Source organism: Clostridium sp. DSM 8431 (assembly GCF_900116755.1).
Classification (GTDB): domain Bacteria; phylum Bacillota; class Clostridia; order Clostridiales; family Clostridiaceae; genus Clostridium.
The window spans coordinates 1-17,465 of sequence record NZ_FPBY01000073.1; the positions used below are offsets into that span (position 1 = coordinate 1).

18 protein-coding genes are annotated in these 17,465 nt (G+C 29.2%); 12 read left to right on the forward strand and 6 right to left on the reverse strand.

Annotated elements, in window-relative coordinates:
- Positions 1-152: 152 nt before the first annotated feature.
- Positions 153-371: a hypothetical protein gene (locus BM384_RS08990; protein WP_090013007.1), complete on the forward strand. Its 219-nt coding sequence runs from the start codon at positions 153-155 to the stop codon at positions 369-371.
- Here BM384_RS08990 and BM384_RS08995 read toward each other — a convergent pair.
- Positions 368-1,477 carry an HD-GYP domain-containing protein gene (locus BM384_RS08995; protein ID WP_090013008.1) on the reverse strand — a complete coding sequence of 370 codons (1,110 nt, stop codon included), beginning with the start codon at positions 1,475-1,477 and terminating at the stop codon, positions 368-370. The two genes, BM384_RS08990 and BM384_RS08995, sit on opposite strands and share 4 nt — an antisense overlap.
- A gap of 236 nt (positions 1,478-1,713) precedes the next feature.
- Here BM384_RS08995 and murI point away from each other — a divergent pair, with 236 nt between their 5' ends.
- The 7 genes from murI (at position 1,714) to BM384_RS09030 (ending at position 8,046) form a co-directional block, all read left to right on the forward strand.
- On the forward strand, positions 1,714-2,487 hold the full coding sequence (gene murI / locus BM384_RS09000; RefSeq protein WP_090013010.1) for a glutamate racemase: 774 nt from the start codon (positions 1,714-1,716) through the stop codon (positions 2,485-2,487).
- Between the two features lie 226 nt (positions 2,488-2,713).
- Positions 2,714-2,986, forward strand: coding sequence for an STAS-like domain-containing protein (locus BM384_RS09005; RefSeq protein WP_090013011.1), 273 nt, complete (start codon positions 2,714-2,716; stop codon positions 2,984-2,986).
- A 187-nt stretch (positions 2,987-3,173) separates the two neighbouring features.
- A complete protein-coding gene (locus BM384_RS09010; RefSeq protein WP_090013012.1) occupies positions 3,174-3,695 on the forward strand; it encodes a peptidylprolyl isomerase in 522 nt (173 codons plus the stop codon).
- Between the two features lie 16 nt (positions 3,696-3,711).
- Complete coding sequence (locus tag BM384_RS09015; protein WP_090013014.1) at positions 3,712-4,065, forward strand: DUF3783 domain-containing protein; 354 nt, start codon at positions 3,712-3,714, stop codon at positions 4,063-4,065.
- Positions 4,066-4,079: 14 nt separating this feature from the next.
- On the forward strand, positions 4,080-4,778 hold the full coding sequence (locus BM384_RS09020; RefSeq protein ID WP_090013016.1) for a helix-turn-helix domain-containing protein: 699 nt from the start codon (positions 4,080-4,082) through the stop codon (positions 4,776-4,778).
- Between the two features lie 171 nt (positions 4,779-4,949).
- On the forward strand, positions 4,950-6,668 hold the full coding sequence (locus tag BM384_RS09025; RefSeq protein WP_090013017.1) for a S8 family serine peptidase: 1,719 nt from the start codon (positions 4,950-4,952) through the stop codon (positions 6,666-6,668).
- Positions 6,669-6,717: 49 nt separating this feature from the next.
- Complete coding sequence (locus tag BM384_RS09030; RefSeq protein WP_090013019.1) at positions 6,718-8,046, forward strand: peptidoglycan-binding domain-containing protein; 1,329 nt, start codon at positions 6,718-6,720, stop codon at positions 8,044-8,046.
- An 82-nt stretch (positions 8,047-8,128) separates the two neighbouring features.
- Here BM384_RS09030 and BM384_RS09035 read toward each other — a convergent pair whose 3' ends face one another.
- Together BM384_RS09035 and BM384_RS09040 are read right to left on the reverse strand one after the other, a co-directional pair.
- Positions 8,129-9,034, reverse strand: coding sequence for a radical SAM protein (locus BM384_RS09035; RefSeq protein WP_090013021.1), 906 nt, complete (start codon positions 9,032-9,034; stop codon positions 8,129-8,131).
- Between the two features lie 67 nt (positions 9,035-9,101).
- Positions 9,102-10,163 (reverse strand): YkvI family membrane protein, encoded by a 1,062-nt coding sequence (locus BM384_RS09040; protein ID WP_090013022.1) that lies wholly within the window; start codon positions 10,161-10,163, stop codon positions 9,102-9,104.
- 345 nt (positions 10,164-10,508) lie between these two features.
- Here BM384_RS09040 and BM384_RS09045 point away from each other — a divergent pair, with 345 nt between their 5' ends.
- Genes BM384_RS09045 through BM384_RS09060 form a run of 4 tightly spaced genes read left to right on the forward strand, consistent with a single transcriptional unit; the run spans position 10,509 to position 13,908 of the window.
- Positions 10,509-11,546 (forward strand): hypothetical protein, encoded by a 1,038-nt coding sequence (locus BM384_RS09045; protein ID WP_090013024.1) that lies wholly within the window; start codon positions 10,509-10,511, stop codon positions 11,544-11,546.
- 55 nt (positions 11,547-11,601) lie between these two features.
- A complete protein-coding gene (locus BM384_RS09050) occupies positions 11,602-12,528 on the forward strand; it encodes a tRNA modification radical SAM protein MnmL/YtqA (protein WP_090013026.1) in 927 nt (308 codons plus the stop codon).
- A 13-nt stretch (positions 12,529-12,541) separates the two neighbouring features.
- Complete coding sequence (locus tag BM384_RS09055; RefSeq protein ID WP_090013028.1) at positions 12,542-13,261, forward strand: 2-phosphosulfolactate phosphatase; 720 nt, start codon at positions 12,542-12,544, stop codon at positions 13,259-13,261.
- Positions 13,262-13,311: 50 nt separating this feature from the next.
- Entirely contained in the window at positions 13,312-13,908 is a 597-nt protein-coding gene (locus BM384_RS09060; RefSeq protein WP_090013029.1) for a DUF1643 domain-containing protein, read from the forward strand.
- 62 nt (positions 13,909-13,970) lie between these two features.
- Here BM384_RS09060 and BM384_RS09065 read toward each other — a convergent pair whose 3' ends face one another.
- From BM384_RS09065 to BM384_RS09075, 3 genes are all read right to left on the reverse strand, one after another.
- Positions 13,971-14,891, reverse strand: a complete 921-nt coding sequence (locus BM384_RS09065) for a hypothetical protein (protein WP_090013031.1) — start codon at positions 14,889-14,891, stop codon at positions 13,971-13,973.
- 317 nt (positions 14,892-15,208) lie between these two features.
- The gene (locus BM384_RS17930; RefSeq protein ID WP_207650713.1) at positions 15,209-15,829 is read right to left on the reverse strand and encodes a cyclophilin-like fold protein; all 621 of its coding nucleotides are present in this window, start codon (positions 15,827-15,829) and stop codon (positions 15,209-15,211) included.
- Between the two features lie 384 nt (positions 15,830-16,213).
- Complete coding sequence (locus tag BM384_RS09075) at positions 16,214-17,389, reverse strand: class I SAM-dependent rRNA methyltransferase (RefSeq protein WP_090013033.1); 1,176 nt, start codon at positions 17,387-17,389, stop codon at positions 16,214-16,216.
- Positions 17,390-17,465 lie beyond the last annotated feature (76 nt).

Sequence of the window (17,465 nt, forward strand, 5' to 3'; positions counted from 1 at the left end):
AGGTTTAGTAGAAAAATATATAAATATTCGTCTACACTATTTAGTATTTCAAATACGAGAATTAATATAAAAATATATTTTGATAATTGACATGCGAACGAAAGTTCGTGTATAATATTGTAAGAACAAATGTTTGCTATGGAGGAATACTAATGTATAATAATGATGTCTTTGTAAAATTAAACTTAAAGAACATAGGAGAAGTCAGAAGTCTTATTGTTGATAAAGGAGGTATTTATACTAATAAAAATGGTAGATACTTAATGTGCGCTGGAAAATACGATAAAAACGGATGGACAATTGTTTTTAAAGCAAAAAGTTATAAGGAAGCAGAGTACATAATAGATAATACTCCATCAATAGTTTCTTAATCAGTTTTTACATAATCATTTTTAACTTCAGAAATTACTAAAGATAGTTCATCAATTAAACTTATAGAAGTACCTTCATAATTTTTATTTGAACTTTCAATTATTTTCACATCAGGACGTAGTGGGAAATTAGTAGGAGTTTCTTGAACAACTCCAATATCTCCATTACTAAGACGAACTATTGTGCCAAAGGGAAATGGAACAACTAGTTTTGAAAAAACTGAAACTATATCAAGATCAAACATAGAATTTGCATTAGCCATAATAAATTCTAAGGAATCACTTGATGAAAATGCTTTTTTATAAGAACGATCTGAAGTTAATGCATCATATACATCAGCTATAGAAACTATTTTTGATAAATAGTTTATTTTATTACCTTTAAGATTCAATGGATATCCTGTGCCATCTATTCTTTCATGGTGTTGTAATGATATTAATAGGCTGCATGTCTTTAAATTAAAATGCTTACTTAAATAGTCATATCCTAGCTTGGGGTGTTTTTTTATTATTAAAAATTCCTCATCTGTAAGAGGACCTTGTTTATTAAGAATTTCTTTTGGAATAAACACCTTTCCTATATCATGAAGAAGAGCCCCCATTGCTAAATTAATTAATGTACTTTTTTTAAGTTTTAATCCAACCCCAATTACTATAGATAAGACAGCAACATTTACAGAATGTTGATAAGTATAGTTATCCATATTTTTTATATCAATTAAATTTACAAGTATATCCTCTTTACTTAAGATGTCATCTAAAAGTTCTTCTGCTAATTTTTCAATTTTTTCATAGTAGTAATGACTTTTTTTACACATTTCTTTTATACTAGTCTTATTTTTCTCTATAGAAGATAGATAAGCAAATGTTTCTTTAAGAGAAAGTATTGTTTTTTGCCTTAATTCTGGCTTTATTATATCTTCAATTTCATTTTCACTATATTTATCAATAATATATAAAGAATATATTTTATAATTTTTTATCTTTTTTAAAATATTTGAGCTTAAGATGGTACCAGCAGTAAGTAATGTTATACCTTCATTATTATAAATAGTTTTTCCGAGTATAGAACCATCTGGTATACTTTCTATAGGAACAATTCTCATAAGCATCCTCCAATACTAAATTTATATAGAAATCATACTATAAAATTTACATTTATTCCATATGAAGGTATTAAAAAGTGGAATAAATAGCTTAAATGATGATTTTAATATACAAGTATATTAGAATCTCAAGAAACGTATATATATGAACCTTGTAGAATTTATTAATATATATAGATTTATTTAACAGAAAGTAATAAAATAATTATAGAAAAAAATAATTGGAGTGATATATTTTGAATAAAAAGAATATGCCAATAGGCTTTCTTGACTCTGGGGTTGGTGGAATAAGTGTTTTAAGAGAAGCGGTAAAACTTATGCCTAATGAACATTATATATATTATGGCGATTCAAAAAATGCACCATATGGAGTTAAAAAAGTAGACGAAATAAAAGATTTAACATATAAGGCAGTTGATTTTTTAATTGAAAAAGGAGCAAAAGCTATTGTTATTGCATGTAATACAGCAACTAGTGCAGCTGTTGCACCTTTGAGGGTTACATATCCTTCAATACCTATAATTGGAATAGAGCCAGCTGTAAAGCCAGCAGTAGAGCTTCACAGAGAAGGCTTAATAATAATAATGGCAACGCCTTTAACATTAAAAGAAAAAAAATTTAAGAATCTAGTGGATAGATATGATAATAAAGATAAGATCATTTCAATGCCATGTCCTGAATTAGTTGAATTTGTTGAGCATGGTAATGTTAGAGGATCAGAAGTTGAAGAATATTTAAAGAAGAAATTTGAAGTCTATAAAAATGAAAAAATAGCTTCAGTTGTACTTGGATGTACTCATTACCCTTTTGTTAAGGATATTATAAAAGAAATAGTTGGTGAAGATGTACCAGTTATTGATGGGGGACTTGGAACTTCTAAAGAATTAAGAAGACAGCTAGAAGAATTTGATATCATGACTGATGGAACTGAAAAGGGATATGTAAAAATATATAATTCAAGTGATGATGAAAAAATGATAGAGCTAAGTGAAATGTTATTAAACTTATAATAAAAGAACTTACATATTTTTTTGATATGTAAGTTCTTTTATTATAAGTATTTTTGATAATTCTCCAAGTGGATAAAGTACATAATAATCAGTTAGAAATACATTTATAAACATAATAGAAAAAAAATGAAAAAAAGTTTGTTAAAAACTTGACATTCAATAAAAGACTTGGTATTATAATTTTAGAAAGAATTTTCAGAATATTTGAGGAAAAGGGGTTTTATTTATGGAAATTAAAATAAGAGAATTTTTGGGGGAAAATTTTAACGTAGAGGATGCAATTTTATTAAGAAGAGAAATTAAGGGAAGTGCAGATGAAAATATAGTTTTAGATTTTGAAGGCGTAGAGGATGTGCCTGCAACATTTTTCAATTGTTTATTTGGAGATGTTCTTTATGGAACTGCTAGAAAGGAAATTTTTGAACGTATTAATGTGAAAAATTTATCAAGAGCAAATAATTATATGAGAGTAGTTTTAGGAACAGCATTTCAGAATTAGTTAAAGACATAAAAAAGGAGAATAGCATGAATTTTTACTCGGATAAGCCAAATCACTGTTTAGAATTATGTTCTAGATAGTGATTTTTTTTAGTTTCTTGAATATACCCTGTTTTGTATATATAATGAATTTAAAAGAAAAGATATGATAATAATAGTAATATAAGAAATCGAAGGGAGAAAATTAGATGAAAAATCCAATAGTTACAATAGAAATGAAAAACGGTGGGGTTATAAAAGCAGAACTTTACCCTGAAATAGCACCAAATACAGTAAATAACTTTATTTCATTAATAGATAAGGGATTCTATGATGGAGTAATATTCCATAGAGTAATTCCAGGTTTCATGATTCAAGGTGGAGATCCAGATGGAAACGGAATGGGAGGCCCAGGATACAGCATAAGAGGTGAATTCTCAAGAAATGGTTTCAAAAATGAATTAAAACATAAAAGAGGAGTTCTTTCAATGGCAAGAACTATGGATCCTAACTCAGCAGGAAGCCAATTCTTTATAATGGTACAAGATTCACCACACCTAGATGATCAATATGCTTCATTTGGTAAGGTTATAGAAGGTATAGAAGTAGCAGATGAAATAGTTAATGCTGCAAGAGATTGGAATGATAAGCCATATGAAGATCAAGTTATGGAAAAAGTAACAGTTGAAACATTTGGAGAAGACTACAAGGAACCTACAATAATAGAATAATATTGAGGTGAAAGGTATGCTTGAAAATAGTAAATGTGTTTTAGCTTACAAACTTTCTGATGAAGAACTAGAAAAGCTTAAGATAGCAAACCTTAAAATAGTAAAACTTGAGCCCGAGATGTGGGATATGAAGATAAAAGATATAATTGATGGATTCAGATTTGAAAAATATAAATCTGATATGCCAGAAGAAAAGTTTATTATATTTAATAACTGTGAATCTCAAGAATTACATAAAATAATAAGCCTTGTTAGGAGTGAAATTAAAGGCGGAATACTAGCTACAGTAACTCCAACAACAAGGGAGTGGACACTAGAATTTCTCTTAAAACATTTAATAAGAGAAAGAGATTTTATGTCTAGAAATTAGGAAGGAAGATATTTATGAGTAGAGTTGGGGAGAAAATTAGAGACGCAAGACAAAAAGCTGGATTTACTCAAAAAGCACTAGCAAAAAAATTAGGTGTATCAGAAAAATTCATAAATGAAGTTGAAGGCGGAAGAAGAGTTGCTCAAGAAAGTTTAATAGAAAGAGCAGGTAAGATTCTAAAGGTAGACCTAAATGACATAAGTATGGTTGTAACAGATGATGCTTTAATGGAAGAAAGAAAAGAAGCAAAAATTCATGCTAAAGAAGATAAGAAAACTGCTAAAGTTATTGCAAGAACATTAGGAGAAACTTCAGAAGTATGGACAGAGGCATTTTCATCAGTGCTTAAAACAGTTAATATATATGATTATACTTTAAAGAATGTATTAGGAAGCAAAGAACTTCCAAATCATTCAAATAAGGTAGAAGGTTTTGCAGCTGATAAAGTTTTGTACTTAAAAATAGCTGATAACGACATGTCTGGTTCTAGAATGATGAAGGGTGATATTGCCTTTGGTCACTTAGTTAAAGAAGCAGGCAATGGAGTATTTTTAGTTGAATCTAAAGGTAAGAGAGTTATAAGAGAAATAAAACTTTTAGGAAATAACAGAGCACTTCTTATAAGTAATGCAGGATCAGTTATGACTGAGACTGTTGAATTAAATAACATAAAGGTTATAGCTAAGTTAGAAAGATTAGAAATAGCTTTATAATTTTAAAAATAGCAGGCAGTATAGTTTTTAGAACTATGCTGCCTGTTTTTTCATATATTGATATTATTAATTGTTTTGAGGTGAGGGGCTATAGAAAATAATAATTCTGTAAATAATTTAATTAAAAATATACCTAGAGAACTATTATCCAAGATTAATCTAGCATCAACCATGTCTACTGATGCAAGTGGAAAGATAGAAGTTACAATTTTGTACGGACAGCGTTTTAATGAAGTTAAGACATATGTTCAAAGGATAGGAGGAAGTATAGAAGATTTAGGATATGGTTTTGCCATAGTAAATATTGATGCTAGAAATCTTATATTACTTGCGCAAAACACTGATATTCAATATATAGAGCTTCCAAAGAGTTTATACTTAGCGGATATAAATAGTAATACAAGTTCCTGCGTAGAAAGTGCACGAAATCAATATAATGTAGATGGAGAAGGAGTAGTTATTGGGTTTATAGATTCAGGAATAGATTTTACCCATCCAGCCTTTAGAAATGAGGATGGAACCTCTAGAATTAAGTATATTTATGATTTAAGTACGGGAGGAAATGTTTATAATAACGCTCAAATAAATGAAGCACTTAGAACAAACAATCCTTACTCATCTATTCCTTCTAATGATGTTACACAACATGGCACTCATGTAGCTGGCATAGCTTGTGCAGGAGGAAGAATTCCAAGAAATCTTTATGGTGTTGCTCCTAAGTCATCTATAATGATGGTTAAAAGTGCAAGAGGAAACTTTGCTTTAAGCTCTCAGATAATGAAAGGATTAAAGTTTTTAGTAGATAGGGCTTATGAATTAAAAATGCCTTTAGTTGTTAATTTAAGTTTAAGCACAAATGATGGAGCACATAATGGAAGCAGTCTTTTAGAGAAATATATAAGCACTATTGCAACTTTAGAAAGAATAACTATTGTTGTGGCTGCTGGTAATGAAGGAGATGCAGATCATCATGTTTCTTCAAATTTAGGTAGAGAAAATTATATTAGATTTAATGTGGCTAGTGATGAAACCAGCGTTGTAATTAATTTATATAAATCCATACTTTCCAGCCTAACTTTGGAGTTAATAGCACCAAACTCAGCTAGCACAGGTTTAATTCAGATTCAGGAAGGATATAAAGAAGGAGTAATTGCAGGAAATAGATATCAAATTTATAACACTGGTCCAAAACCCTTTGATTTAAATGGAGAAATAGGAATATCCTTAGCTAGCTTCGGGAATTATATTATTCCAGGACAGTGGATCATCATTTTAAGAGTTACAAATGGATACTCAGGAGTTTATGATATGTGGCTTCCTGTACTTGAGGGGCTTAATCAGAGAACTAAATTCTTACAACCTAAAATTAATAATACTTTAGGAATACCAGGTACAGTGCCAGGTGTAATAACTGTTGGAAGCTATAATTATGTGACTATGAGAATTTCATCTTTTAGTGGAAGGGGAAAGGTTTCTCCTTATGACAATGCAAAACCTGATTTAGTTGCACCTGGTGAGGATATAGCATCTGCAGTTCCAGGTGGAGGTTATGATAGAAAAACTGGTACATCTATGGCTACTCCACATGTAGCTGGAATATGTGCACTTATGATGCAATGGGGCATTATAAAGAAAAATGATATATTTCTTTATGGAGATAGGTTAAAAAATTATTTGATTTTAGGTGCAAAAAGGGAAAGAGCAGATGTAAGTTATCCTGATACAAGTTGGGGCTATGGAGAAGTGTGTTTAAATCAAGCTTTTAAAAAGTTAATTGAGGAATTAAATATTATAAATATAAATGCACCAGATTATAGAATGAAACCTTATGAAGAGTATAGTGTTGGCAAATTATTTATTAGAAAACCAACTAAAATCTTTCACAAGTGAAAATATCAAGTCATAGATTATAAGGTATAACAATAAATTGGAGAAATAAATGGCAATAGGACGAATTAAAGTTCAATGTTTTGCAGGAGACAGTGATGTGCCTGTAGAAGGCTCAAGAGTAAAAATAAGTCCTTCAAATGAAAATTTACAGGCAAGAAGTAATTTTAGAGTTGATGAAGTTACAAATTCATCAGGTATAACGAGAACTATAGAAGTAGAGGCACCTTCACTTGAATATTCTCAAAATCCATCTCAAAATGCACCTTATAGCCTTTATGATATAAGAGTAGAAAAGGATGGATTTCAAGATGTTTTAATAAGAAATGTTCAGGTGTTTCCAGAAAGAACAGCTATTCAAAATGTTAATTTAGAGTTAGCTCCACAGAATAGAGCAAGCAGAGCAGAAGTAATAGTTATATTGCCAAATACTTTGTTTGGCAATTATCCAGTTAAGATTCCAGAGAATCCAGAAAAAACACTTCCACCACCATCAAGTGGAGTTGTACTTGCAAAGCCAGTAGTTCCAGAATTTATAACAGTTCATCAAGGAGGACCTAATGACACTAGTGCACCAAACTATAAAGTAAGATATAAGGACTATATAAAGAATGTAGCTTCAAGTGAAATATATTCAACCTGGCCTGATAGCACTATAAGAGCAAATGTTTACTGTATAGTATCTTTTACATTAAATAGAATTTATACAGAATGGTATAGAGGCAAGGGAAAGAATTTTGACATAACAAGTTCAACTGCCTACGATCATGCTTTTAATTATGGAAGAAATATTTATGATAGCATAAGTGCAGTAGTAGATAGTATTTTTTCATCATATGTAACTAGGTTTGGAAGAAAACAACCATTATTAACTCAGTACTGTGATGGAAAGAATGTTACATGTCCACAGTGGCTAAGTCAATGGGGAAGTAAGTATTTAGGCGACCAAGGAAGGGTTCCTTATGATATTTTAACTTATTATTATGGATATGAGATTGAGCTTAAGAGAGCAGAACAGGTTAGTGGAAGTCCATCATCTTATCCAGGATATAGTTTAACTAGAGGTTCAAGAGGAGAACCAGTTAGAGTAGTACAAAATTTCTTAAATAGAATTTCTAATAATTATCCTTTAATTCCTAAGCTTGCTGTTGATGGTATATATGGCAGTGGAACAGCTAACTCTGTTAAGATTTTTCAACAGACATTTAACCTTCCAGCTACAGGTGTAGTAGATTATGCAACTTGGTATCAGATATCTAACATATATGTAGGAGTTACAAGGATAGCAGAGCTTAGATATGATAATATATTTTATCCTCCAAATTCCACATCATCTTATAGAGGAATAGAGGTACCAAATTTCCATTATCCAAACGATTAATTATATAAAAAGAAAATAAATATTAAAAATTAAAAAGTATATATTCCTAAGAACTTTAAAACTTAAGAATATATACTTTTTTTTAGACACCTTGCATTTCAAAGGAAGGCACATAATTTTTACTATCAGTTCCCTCTTCTTGAATAAAACCATTTGTAACACCTAATGTAGCAGCATAATTAATTAATGAATCATAGTGTTTTGGATTTAAAGATTTATTTATTTCAGGATAAAGATTAGCTTTGTTCATAGGTATATATTGATTCATAATACTTATATAAACTTTATCTCCAAATGTATTATATATTTCATCTATAACTTTTTTTGAGTCAAATAATAATCCAGGAAGCATTAAGTGTCTTATTATTACACCTTTTTGAATACGTCCTTCTTCATCAAACTTTGGCTCACCTGTTTGTCTTAGCATTTCTTTTAAAACAGGAATTTCATTTTCTTTATAACCTTTTATCTTAGAATATTTAAGAGCATACTTATCATTAAAGTATTTAAAATCAGGTAAATAAACATCTATGTAACCATCTAAAGATTTTATAGTCTTAAGAGAATCATATCCATTTGTATTATATAAAATAGGAAGATTAAGTCCTTTAGCTTTTGCTATGTCAATGGCTTCTTTTATTTGAGGAACATAGTGAGTTGGTGTAACGAGATTTATATTATTTGCACCCTTTTCTTGAAGTTCCATAAATATATCACTTAGTCTTTCAATAGAAACTGACTTACCTTTATATTCTTGGCTTATTTCATGGTTCTGGCAGAATACACATTTTAAATTGCAATGAGAAAAAAATACTGCTCCAGATCCATTTTTGCAGGATATTGGAGGTTCTTCCCATAGATGAAGTTCAGCTCTTGCTATTTTTACTGTATTATCTGCTCTGCATACTCCAAGTTCACCTTGTAATCTGTTAGCTTTACAGTCCCAATTGCAAAGGCTACAGCTTTCTAAAAGTTTTTCATATTTCAAAAAAACACCTCCTAAACTAGTCTTACTAAATTATAAGTCTAACAGGAGGTGATTACAATGTACTCAGTTATTCTGTAAGTTCATTCTTGTGTTTTACATAGAAAATTATACATTGGCTTATAAAGATTAAACTTAAAACACCAAAAGCAGGATAAAGGGTTGAAATTAAATTTGTAAATCCTACTTGAGATATTGGTAGAGCTACAGCAAGTACAATAAATATTCCTTTATTGAACTTAATTTTAAAAGTTTGTTCTAGAGTTTTGCTTATGGAATAAACATCTGAAACTTCAGTTGAGAACATTTCAAGCCAGATAATAACTAAAAGTAAAGCTTCAACAATGGAACCAAATCTTTGAGATACAAATAATAAAGGTATTTCATAGCTATAAATATAAGGCTGATTAATTGTAAGAAGAAGATTAATCATAGAACATAATACAGTTAATCCTAAGGCTCCAAAGAATATTCCTATTATCATAGTTTTAGACTTTTGCATTTTATTGCTTAAAGGAACTAAAACTCCTGAAGAGCATAGGGTATTATATCCAGCATAAAGTATTGTTGATATAAATATTCCTTCTTTTCTAGGTTGAAATTTCATTACGTTTTGAATACTTACCATATCTCTACAAAAAATAAAATATAGTATGGTAACTAAAGTCATAGTACATATTAAGGAAGGTACAATAAAAGAATTTACCTCAATCAATCCATCAGTACCTCTAAGTAGAAAAAAAGAAGCTAAACAGAGCATTATTGATGAACCTACAATTTTAGGTAGTCCAAAAAATTGATTAATTAAAGCACCACTTCCAGCTAAGATTATGGATGCACTTGAAATTAGATATAGTGTTGTTATAACTCCAGTAAGTTTTCCAAAGATATTTGGGCTAATAATTTTCATTACGTCACTATAGGAATCTAATTTATAATTAACACTTATCTTAGAGATTAAAGTTCCCATAAAAACATAAAAAACTCCACATAGAATTATTCCAATGAAACTTTTAACTCCAAAAGAAGTGAAAAACTGAGTTATTTCTTTTCCAGAAGCTAAACCAGCACCTACAATTGTTCCTATAAAAACCACTGCTATCTGAAAAATTTTTATAAGCTCTTTTTTCAAAAGAAAGCTCCTCTCTAAGTTACTTCTAATATCAAATATATTAGGAGTTTTATTTTTAATGCATATGAAATTATAAATTTTTTTTAGAGTAAAGACTGATTTTGACAGACTTTTTGATATGTAAGTTACCAAATGCATTAAAAAATAATTATAGGCCACAAAAGATTGAATTTTTATAAGAATTATTTTTCTTTTAGAATTTTTTGCATGGCTTACAAAGTGACTTCCTGCGCTGAAAAGCGTGGCGTCAGCCACTTTGTTCTATATTCTAAGTTAGTTGTATAAGGAAAAAATCCTTATGGAAAACTAAATGTATTAAGAAGAATAGGAAATGGAGAGTTTTTCATGAAGAAGTTTATTATTTTTATTTTATGTTTATTATTAATTGGGTGTAATTCAGAAACAAATTTTCAGGGTGAAGAGTTATTCGATAGAGAAAAAGCATCATATGTAGCAGCAGAATATATGAACGCTTTATCAAAAGAAGAAATAGAAATGGCAAACTCATTATGTGAAGATTTAGTACTTTCTGAGGAAGAGGTTATAAAGTTGAATAATAATAAGTTTAAAGCTTATAAAGTAAAGGAAGTAACTGAGGGAGCTGATTATGCTCGTATAAAATATTTAGTTATAAGAGGGAATAATTCAGAGATAAGAGCTGATTTAGATAGTATTGAATTAAAGGTAAATAAGATTGATGACTATTACAAAATAACAGAGATAGAGGCTAAAAATGTTAAACAGGTTTATTTAGATAATGAAAGTTTAAGAGTCATAGATAGAGAAGTTGGTAGAAGTGATTTAGTTTTGAGAAAAAGAGATTTGCCAAAAGAAGTTTTTTCTAAGGGAGATGAAGTTACTTTAACTATGGACACAGTTCCAAATGTAGATTTTAATCATGTGAATATTGGGTTTCAAGGTAATTCTATAGGTGTTAGTTTAGGTAATGGGAAAGAGACTTCAATTGTTTTTACATCCATTAATGATGGCAAAAAATCTAGTGGAAAAGTTAGCGCTGAAACTGAAGATAAGAATATGGAAGATATCTTTGAAAAACCTATAGCTGATAAAATAATTGGATATGATCTTATAGATGCAGAAAGTACAGAAAAAATATTATTTACTGATAATGATGAAGCTTTGATTGTTCAAGTAAAAGAAAGCAGAGGGGGTTCTTCAGTTAGAATTTATAAAAACCCTTTAGGAGAACTTATGAAATTAAAGTTAGATGAAAAGTTTCCTTCAGAAAAGTATTCAGTAGATGTAGATAAGGTTACTGAGGAAGGTATTCATATAAAATCAACTGCATTAACTAGTGATAAAGAGTTTGAAGGTGATTATATTATAGATATTGAAAATATGGATGTTACTAAGGACGAGTAGTTTATATTGTGATATTATAAGGATGAAGTTTTATAAAGAGGCAGGAGGAGAGGCAATGCCAAAAGAATGGAATGGTAAGAGATATCATAATCTAAATTATTTTTTAAGAGAAAAATTTGGGCAAAAGGTTTTTAAAATCTCCCTAGATGGTGGTTTTTCTTGCCCTAACAGAGATGGAACAATAAGCAAAGGTGGATGCCTATTTTGTAGTGAAAGAGGTTCTGGAGACTTTGCAGGAGATAGAGATTTTTCAATAACTAAACAATTTAATGATATAAAATTAATGATGTCTAAGAAGTGGAAGGAAGGAAAGTATATAGCTTATTTCCAAGCTTACACTAATACTTATGCCCCTGTAGAGGTTCTTAGAGAAAAATATGAAGAAGCATTAAAGCAAGAAGGAGTTGTAGCTTTAGCAATAGCAACAAGACCAGACTGCTTAGGAGATGATGTTTTAGACTTATTAGAAGAAATAAGTAAGAAGTTTTATGTATGGGTAGAACTTGGACTTCAAACTTTTAATGATGAAACAGCTAGAAAGATTAACAGAGGATACAAGAGAGAGGTATTTGAAGAAGCTATAAAGAATCTTAAGGAAAGAAATATAGATTTTGTTGTACATAGTATTTTTGGTCTTCCAGGAGAAACAAAAGAAGATATGTTAAAGACTGTAGACTATATAGCTCATTCAGGTGCTCAGGGAGTTAAGTTCCACCTTCTTCACTTAATGGAGAATACACCTATGGTTAAACTTTATGAAAGAGGAGAATTAGAATTTTTATCTCAGGAGGACTATGTAGATTTATTATGTAAGGCAGTAGAATTACTTCCAGAGGAGATGGTAGTTCATAGACTTACTGGAGATGCACCAAGAGATTTATTAATTGGTCCTATGTGGAGTCTTAAAAAATGGGAAGTATTAAATTCAATTGATAAGGCTATGATTGATAATGATGTTTATCAAGGAAAGAATTTTAAGTAGAGGTAAATAATAAATGAATATAGACGTAATTATTTCAGCAGATTATATAAGAGAAGATATTATAAAGGATAAAATAGTTGTAGTTATAGATATGCTTAGAGCAACTTCAGTTATAACAGCAGCAATAAAAAATGGATGCAAGGAAGTTATTCCAACTCTTACTGTTGAAGAGGCATTTAAAAAACAAGATGAACTTGGAAAAGAAAATTGTATTTTAGGAGGAGAAAGAAAGGCTATAAAGGTTCATGGCTTTGATTTTTCTAATTCTCCTTTAGAATATACAGAAGAAAGAATAAAGGGTAAAAGCATAGTTTTAAGTACAACTAATGGTACAAGAACTTTAACAAGTTGCCTATCTGCAGGAAAAATATATGTTGGATCAGTACTTAATGCAACAGCTGTAGCCCAAAAGCTTGTGGAAGAAAATAGAGATGTTGTAATTGTTAATTCAGGTACAAATGGTCAGTTCTCAATGGATGATTATATTTGTACTGGATTTATAATAAAAGAAGTTACGAATTTAACTAATAAAATTTATTTAAGTGATATTGCAAAAGCTGCAATGAAGGCTTATGAAGGTAATCCTGATATAACAAGTTACATTAAAGATGCAAGACATTATGGGGTTATGTTAAATTTAAAACTTGAAGAAGATTTAGGATACTGTGTTCAAAAAAATATAACAAATGTAGTTCCGAAATATATTGATGGGCATATTATAGGAATAAGTTAGTTCTATTGTAAATAGGTATTAGTAATGTGAGTAAAAAAGGGGAAAGAGTTATGTGTAGATGCAAATATCCTAAATATGTGAACAAAGAAGATATTTCTGTTGTTAAAGATGAGAAAAGTGAGAGGTGTTATAAAGCTACTTTTAGTTTTAATTGCGAAGGAAATACTATTTTAGTTATTTCTAGAGCACCAAAAGAAATTAGTAAAAATAAATGTGATAGTTTATATAAAAGAATAATTAAATATATAGATAATAACAAGGATGAGTTTGGAAAGGTTAAAAAACTTATTATAGTTAATTTATTTACTATATATGAATATTCTAGAGAAGATTTATATAATGAATGTATGACTAATAGAAAAGCTTATATAGAAGGCAGTAAGGATGTAATCTATAATGATGAAATAATAGCATCTGCTATTCGTGAATCAGATTATATAATTGCAGGTTGGGGTGAACCTTTAGAAGGCTTAGAAGAAATATATTTAAGAAGAGTTGAACTTATATTGAAATCTTTGAGATATGAACTTTTAAGAAGTGTTAATAAGAAGTATGTTTATAGAGTTGGAGAGATAAGTAAAAAGGGTTATCCTAAACATTGTTTAGCTTGGTCATATAATGATAAGGTTAATGATTTATTTGAATAATATTTTATTAAAAAAGGTAGTGATATGAGCATAAATCAATATCACTACCTAAATTTTTTCTATCATATCATACCTAACATTTCTAAGTCCTCAGAAGCTAATTCATTTGTTATAGATACAAGTCTTTTATGAAATTTGCCACTTACATAGCCCAAAGAAGTTGAAAGATTGATGCTTTCATATGCTTTATTAATCATTTTCTTTAGAATTATATTTTCAGACATTAATTCTAGTAAGTGTTCAAAGTTTTCATTAGTAAATTTTAATCTGTATAATACTGAGCCTTCACATGAATCATCAACAATGTTTGAATCATCAATGCAGTCATCCTCTACTAATGCTTTGCTAGTCTGGAAGTATGCATCTCCACATAAAACAACGCCCGATTCCTCATAGAAAATAGTAATTAAGACACCATCTCTTATGAATAATGCTCTAGTTATATTTGATATTCCAGTATTAAATTTAGAAATAATCATTATTTTAAAGTTGTTTGCAGTAAGTTTGTTATATAAAAGGGTTATTTGGTTATTTTCATTTGATGGACCTAAAAGCATATCAAATAAATCTTGGTCAAAATTCATGATTCTATCAATTTTTAGTGTACTTAAGTTTTCATTTGTTTTGCATTCTTTCATATCTCTTGAGGATAAGAAAATATTTTTTGATAAATGAATAATCTCATAAAGAGTTAAGTTCCACTTTAAAATCATACTATCAGTAGAAATTATGTTTAAAACATGTTCTAATAAATCATCAAAAGAACTGTCAACATCAAGATTATATGTGTAGCACACAAATTCATGTTTTATATCAAAATACATCATAGTTGCAGTTATATTATCTGTTGAAAGATCAATAGTTAATACAAGGCCGCTTTTATAAAAGATATGATATTCGTCTCTTTCATAGGAATTACTAGATAATTCAAAGCCCTCTTCTTTTAATACAGAATATATTAAATCCATTTTTTCTGTAAACATTATATAGCCCCCTTAAAAAATATATTGGTTATATTATATCACTTAATTGTAAAATATATACTGAATATTTAGAAAATTAATTTTTTTGAATAATATATATGTTTTTGTGATTAAAAAATAATTTTCTTAATTCTTGCATTAAAAAAGTTATTATTTATTGGAAAAATATGAACGTTAAGATAACTTCACTTTTTAGATTTTTAGAAAAGAAAAAAGCATTTGATTATATGAAATTTCACATAATCAAATGCCTTATTATTTGCGTTATAATTATTTATATTGCATTTTAACAAGAATATTTATTACTGTTGTCCATACTATTTTGCTATTTTTAATGTGATATCACCATTTGACAATAAATCAGTCACTTCCTTTTCTGACAGATTTATCTTGCCGATTTTTGTATAAGACCAGGAATTAGAACCATAAAAAACTACAATCTGATTTCCATTGTAAAGAACAATATCTCTGTTATTGGTGGTTATCTGCTTATCGTTTCTTGTATAATTTTTTCTCAAAGGACCAACTTGTTCGTTATCACTATACATAGACATTGCTACCGTGATTTCTCCTCTTTCAGCCTCTGTTTGAAGCTCAAGAACAGTTTCGTTATTTTCCCAGGTAACTGGTATTTCAATATCATCAAAATAAATCTTCATATTATTTTCCTTAATTTCATTTTTATTAATTACATCATTGTCTAAATTTTCAATTAATGACTTATCTTCACTGGCTTTATTAAGCTCATCATTTATTTTAATATTGGTTTGCTCATCTATAGAATTATTTTGAGTAACTTGGTTTTTGTTGTATTTATCACCATAACTAACCAGGAATAGTGAAAAAATTATGCAGAGAACAAATGATAGAATCTTCCTCTTAGAAAATATTTTATTCCATTTTTTTAATAATGTTAGTTCTTCTGGTTTCAACTCCATATTAACCTCCGTATATAAAAAAATTTATAAATTATTTATAGTTTATCACCTGGACTTAACTTTATGTCAAGATATATCTTATTTTTGAAAGAGGGTATTTCGTGTGTAAAATTGTCCTGTTCTTAGAGATGTCTATCTTATGTTTTCACGTAAAGGACTAAAAGCACTTTGCATTATCGAATGATTAAAGGAGCTTGGAACTGAGATAGAAATATAAACAATTTTTTGATTTAGTTACACAGAACAGCTCTAGCTGTCCCCAAAAAGAAAAGAATTATTGGGAATCTAAAAAGTTTATATGAAAAAACTCTTACCATAATAAAGTTCATAAATAAGAAATAAGGTACATCTGAATTTGATTTTTCAGATATACCTCACTATGTTTTATATAACTTGGAATATTAAGAATTTTAAGTAGTAGCTTTCATCAGAGTTCCAAAGTATTGGATGGTCTGCTGATTGAGTTCTAAATTCTACTTGTCTTAGAGTTCTATGAGCATCGAGAGCTGCTTCTCTAATAGTAGTTTTAAGTAATTCTTCACTCATATAATGAGAACAAGAACATGTTATAAAGTAACCGCCTGGTTTAACCATTTTCATTCCTCTAAGGTTAATTTCTCTATATCCTCTTTGAGCATTCTTTATTGTATTTCTTGATTTAGTGAAAGCTGGAGGGTCTAAGATAACAACATCAAATTGTCTTCCTTCTCTTGACCATGCTGGTAAAACATCAAAAGCATTGTGACACTCAAATTTAACTGTATCTTGCAGATTATTAAGTTCAGCATTTCTTGTTGCACAATCTACTGCATGCTGAGATACATCAATACCAAGAACTGATTTTGCACCTGCAATTCCTGCATTTAATGCAAATGAACCAGTGTGAGTAAAGCAGTCAAGAACATCTTTATCTTTACATATTCTATGTATTGCAGCTCTGTTTTCTTTTTGGTCTAAGAAGAAGCCTGTCTTTTGACCGTTTTCTAAATCAACGATGTATTTAACACCATTTTCAATGATTTCTATGTCAGTATTAAAAGGTTCAGTTAAGAAGCCCTTAGTCTGCTCAAGACCTTCTATTTCTCTAGTCTTTATATCGCTTCTTTCATATACACCTTTTGCATTATATTCGTTAACAAGTATGTCAACTATTATGTCTCTATATTGATCCATACCTAAAGTTGAGATTTGTATTACATAATAATCTTCATATTTATCTACAGTTAATCCTGGCAGAAGGTCAGCTTCTCCAAATATAAATCTGCAAGATGAAGTATCAATAACAGTTTTTCTATAATCCCATGCCATTTTAAATCTTTTGCTGAAGAATTCTCTATTAATTTCTTCATCTTTATTACGAGTCATAATTCTGATAGCAATTTTACTATTATCATTTATATACCCTTTACCAATAAAAAAGTGCTTGTGGTTATAAACTTCAACTATATCACCATTTTCATAGTCTCCATCATATTCATCAATTTCATTAGCATAAACCCATGGACAGCCATTTTCGGCTTTTTTGTTTTTTCCTTTATATAAATAGAACTTTGTAGTCATAAGTATCTGCTACTCAAAATATGGACAATTATACCCATATCGAGATTTTTCCTTATTCATCGTGTCCTATTTTGTA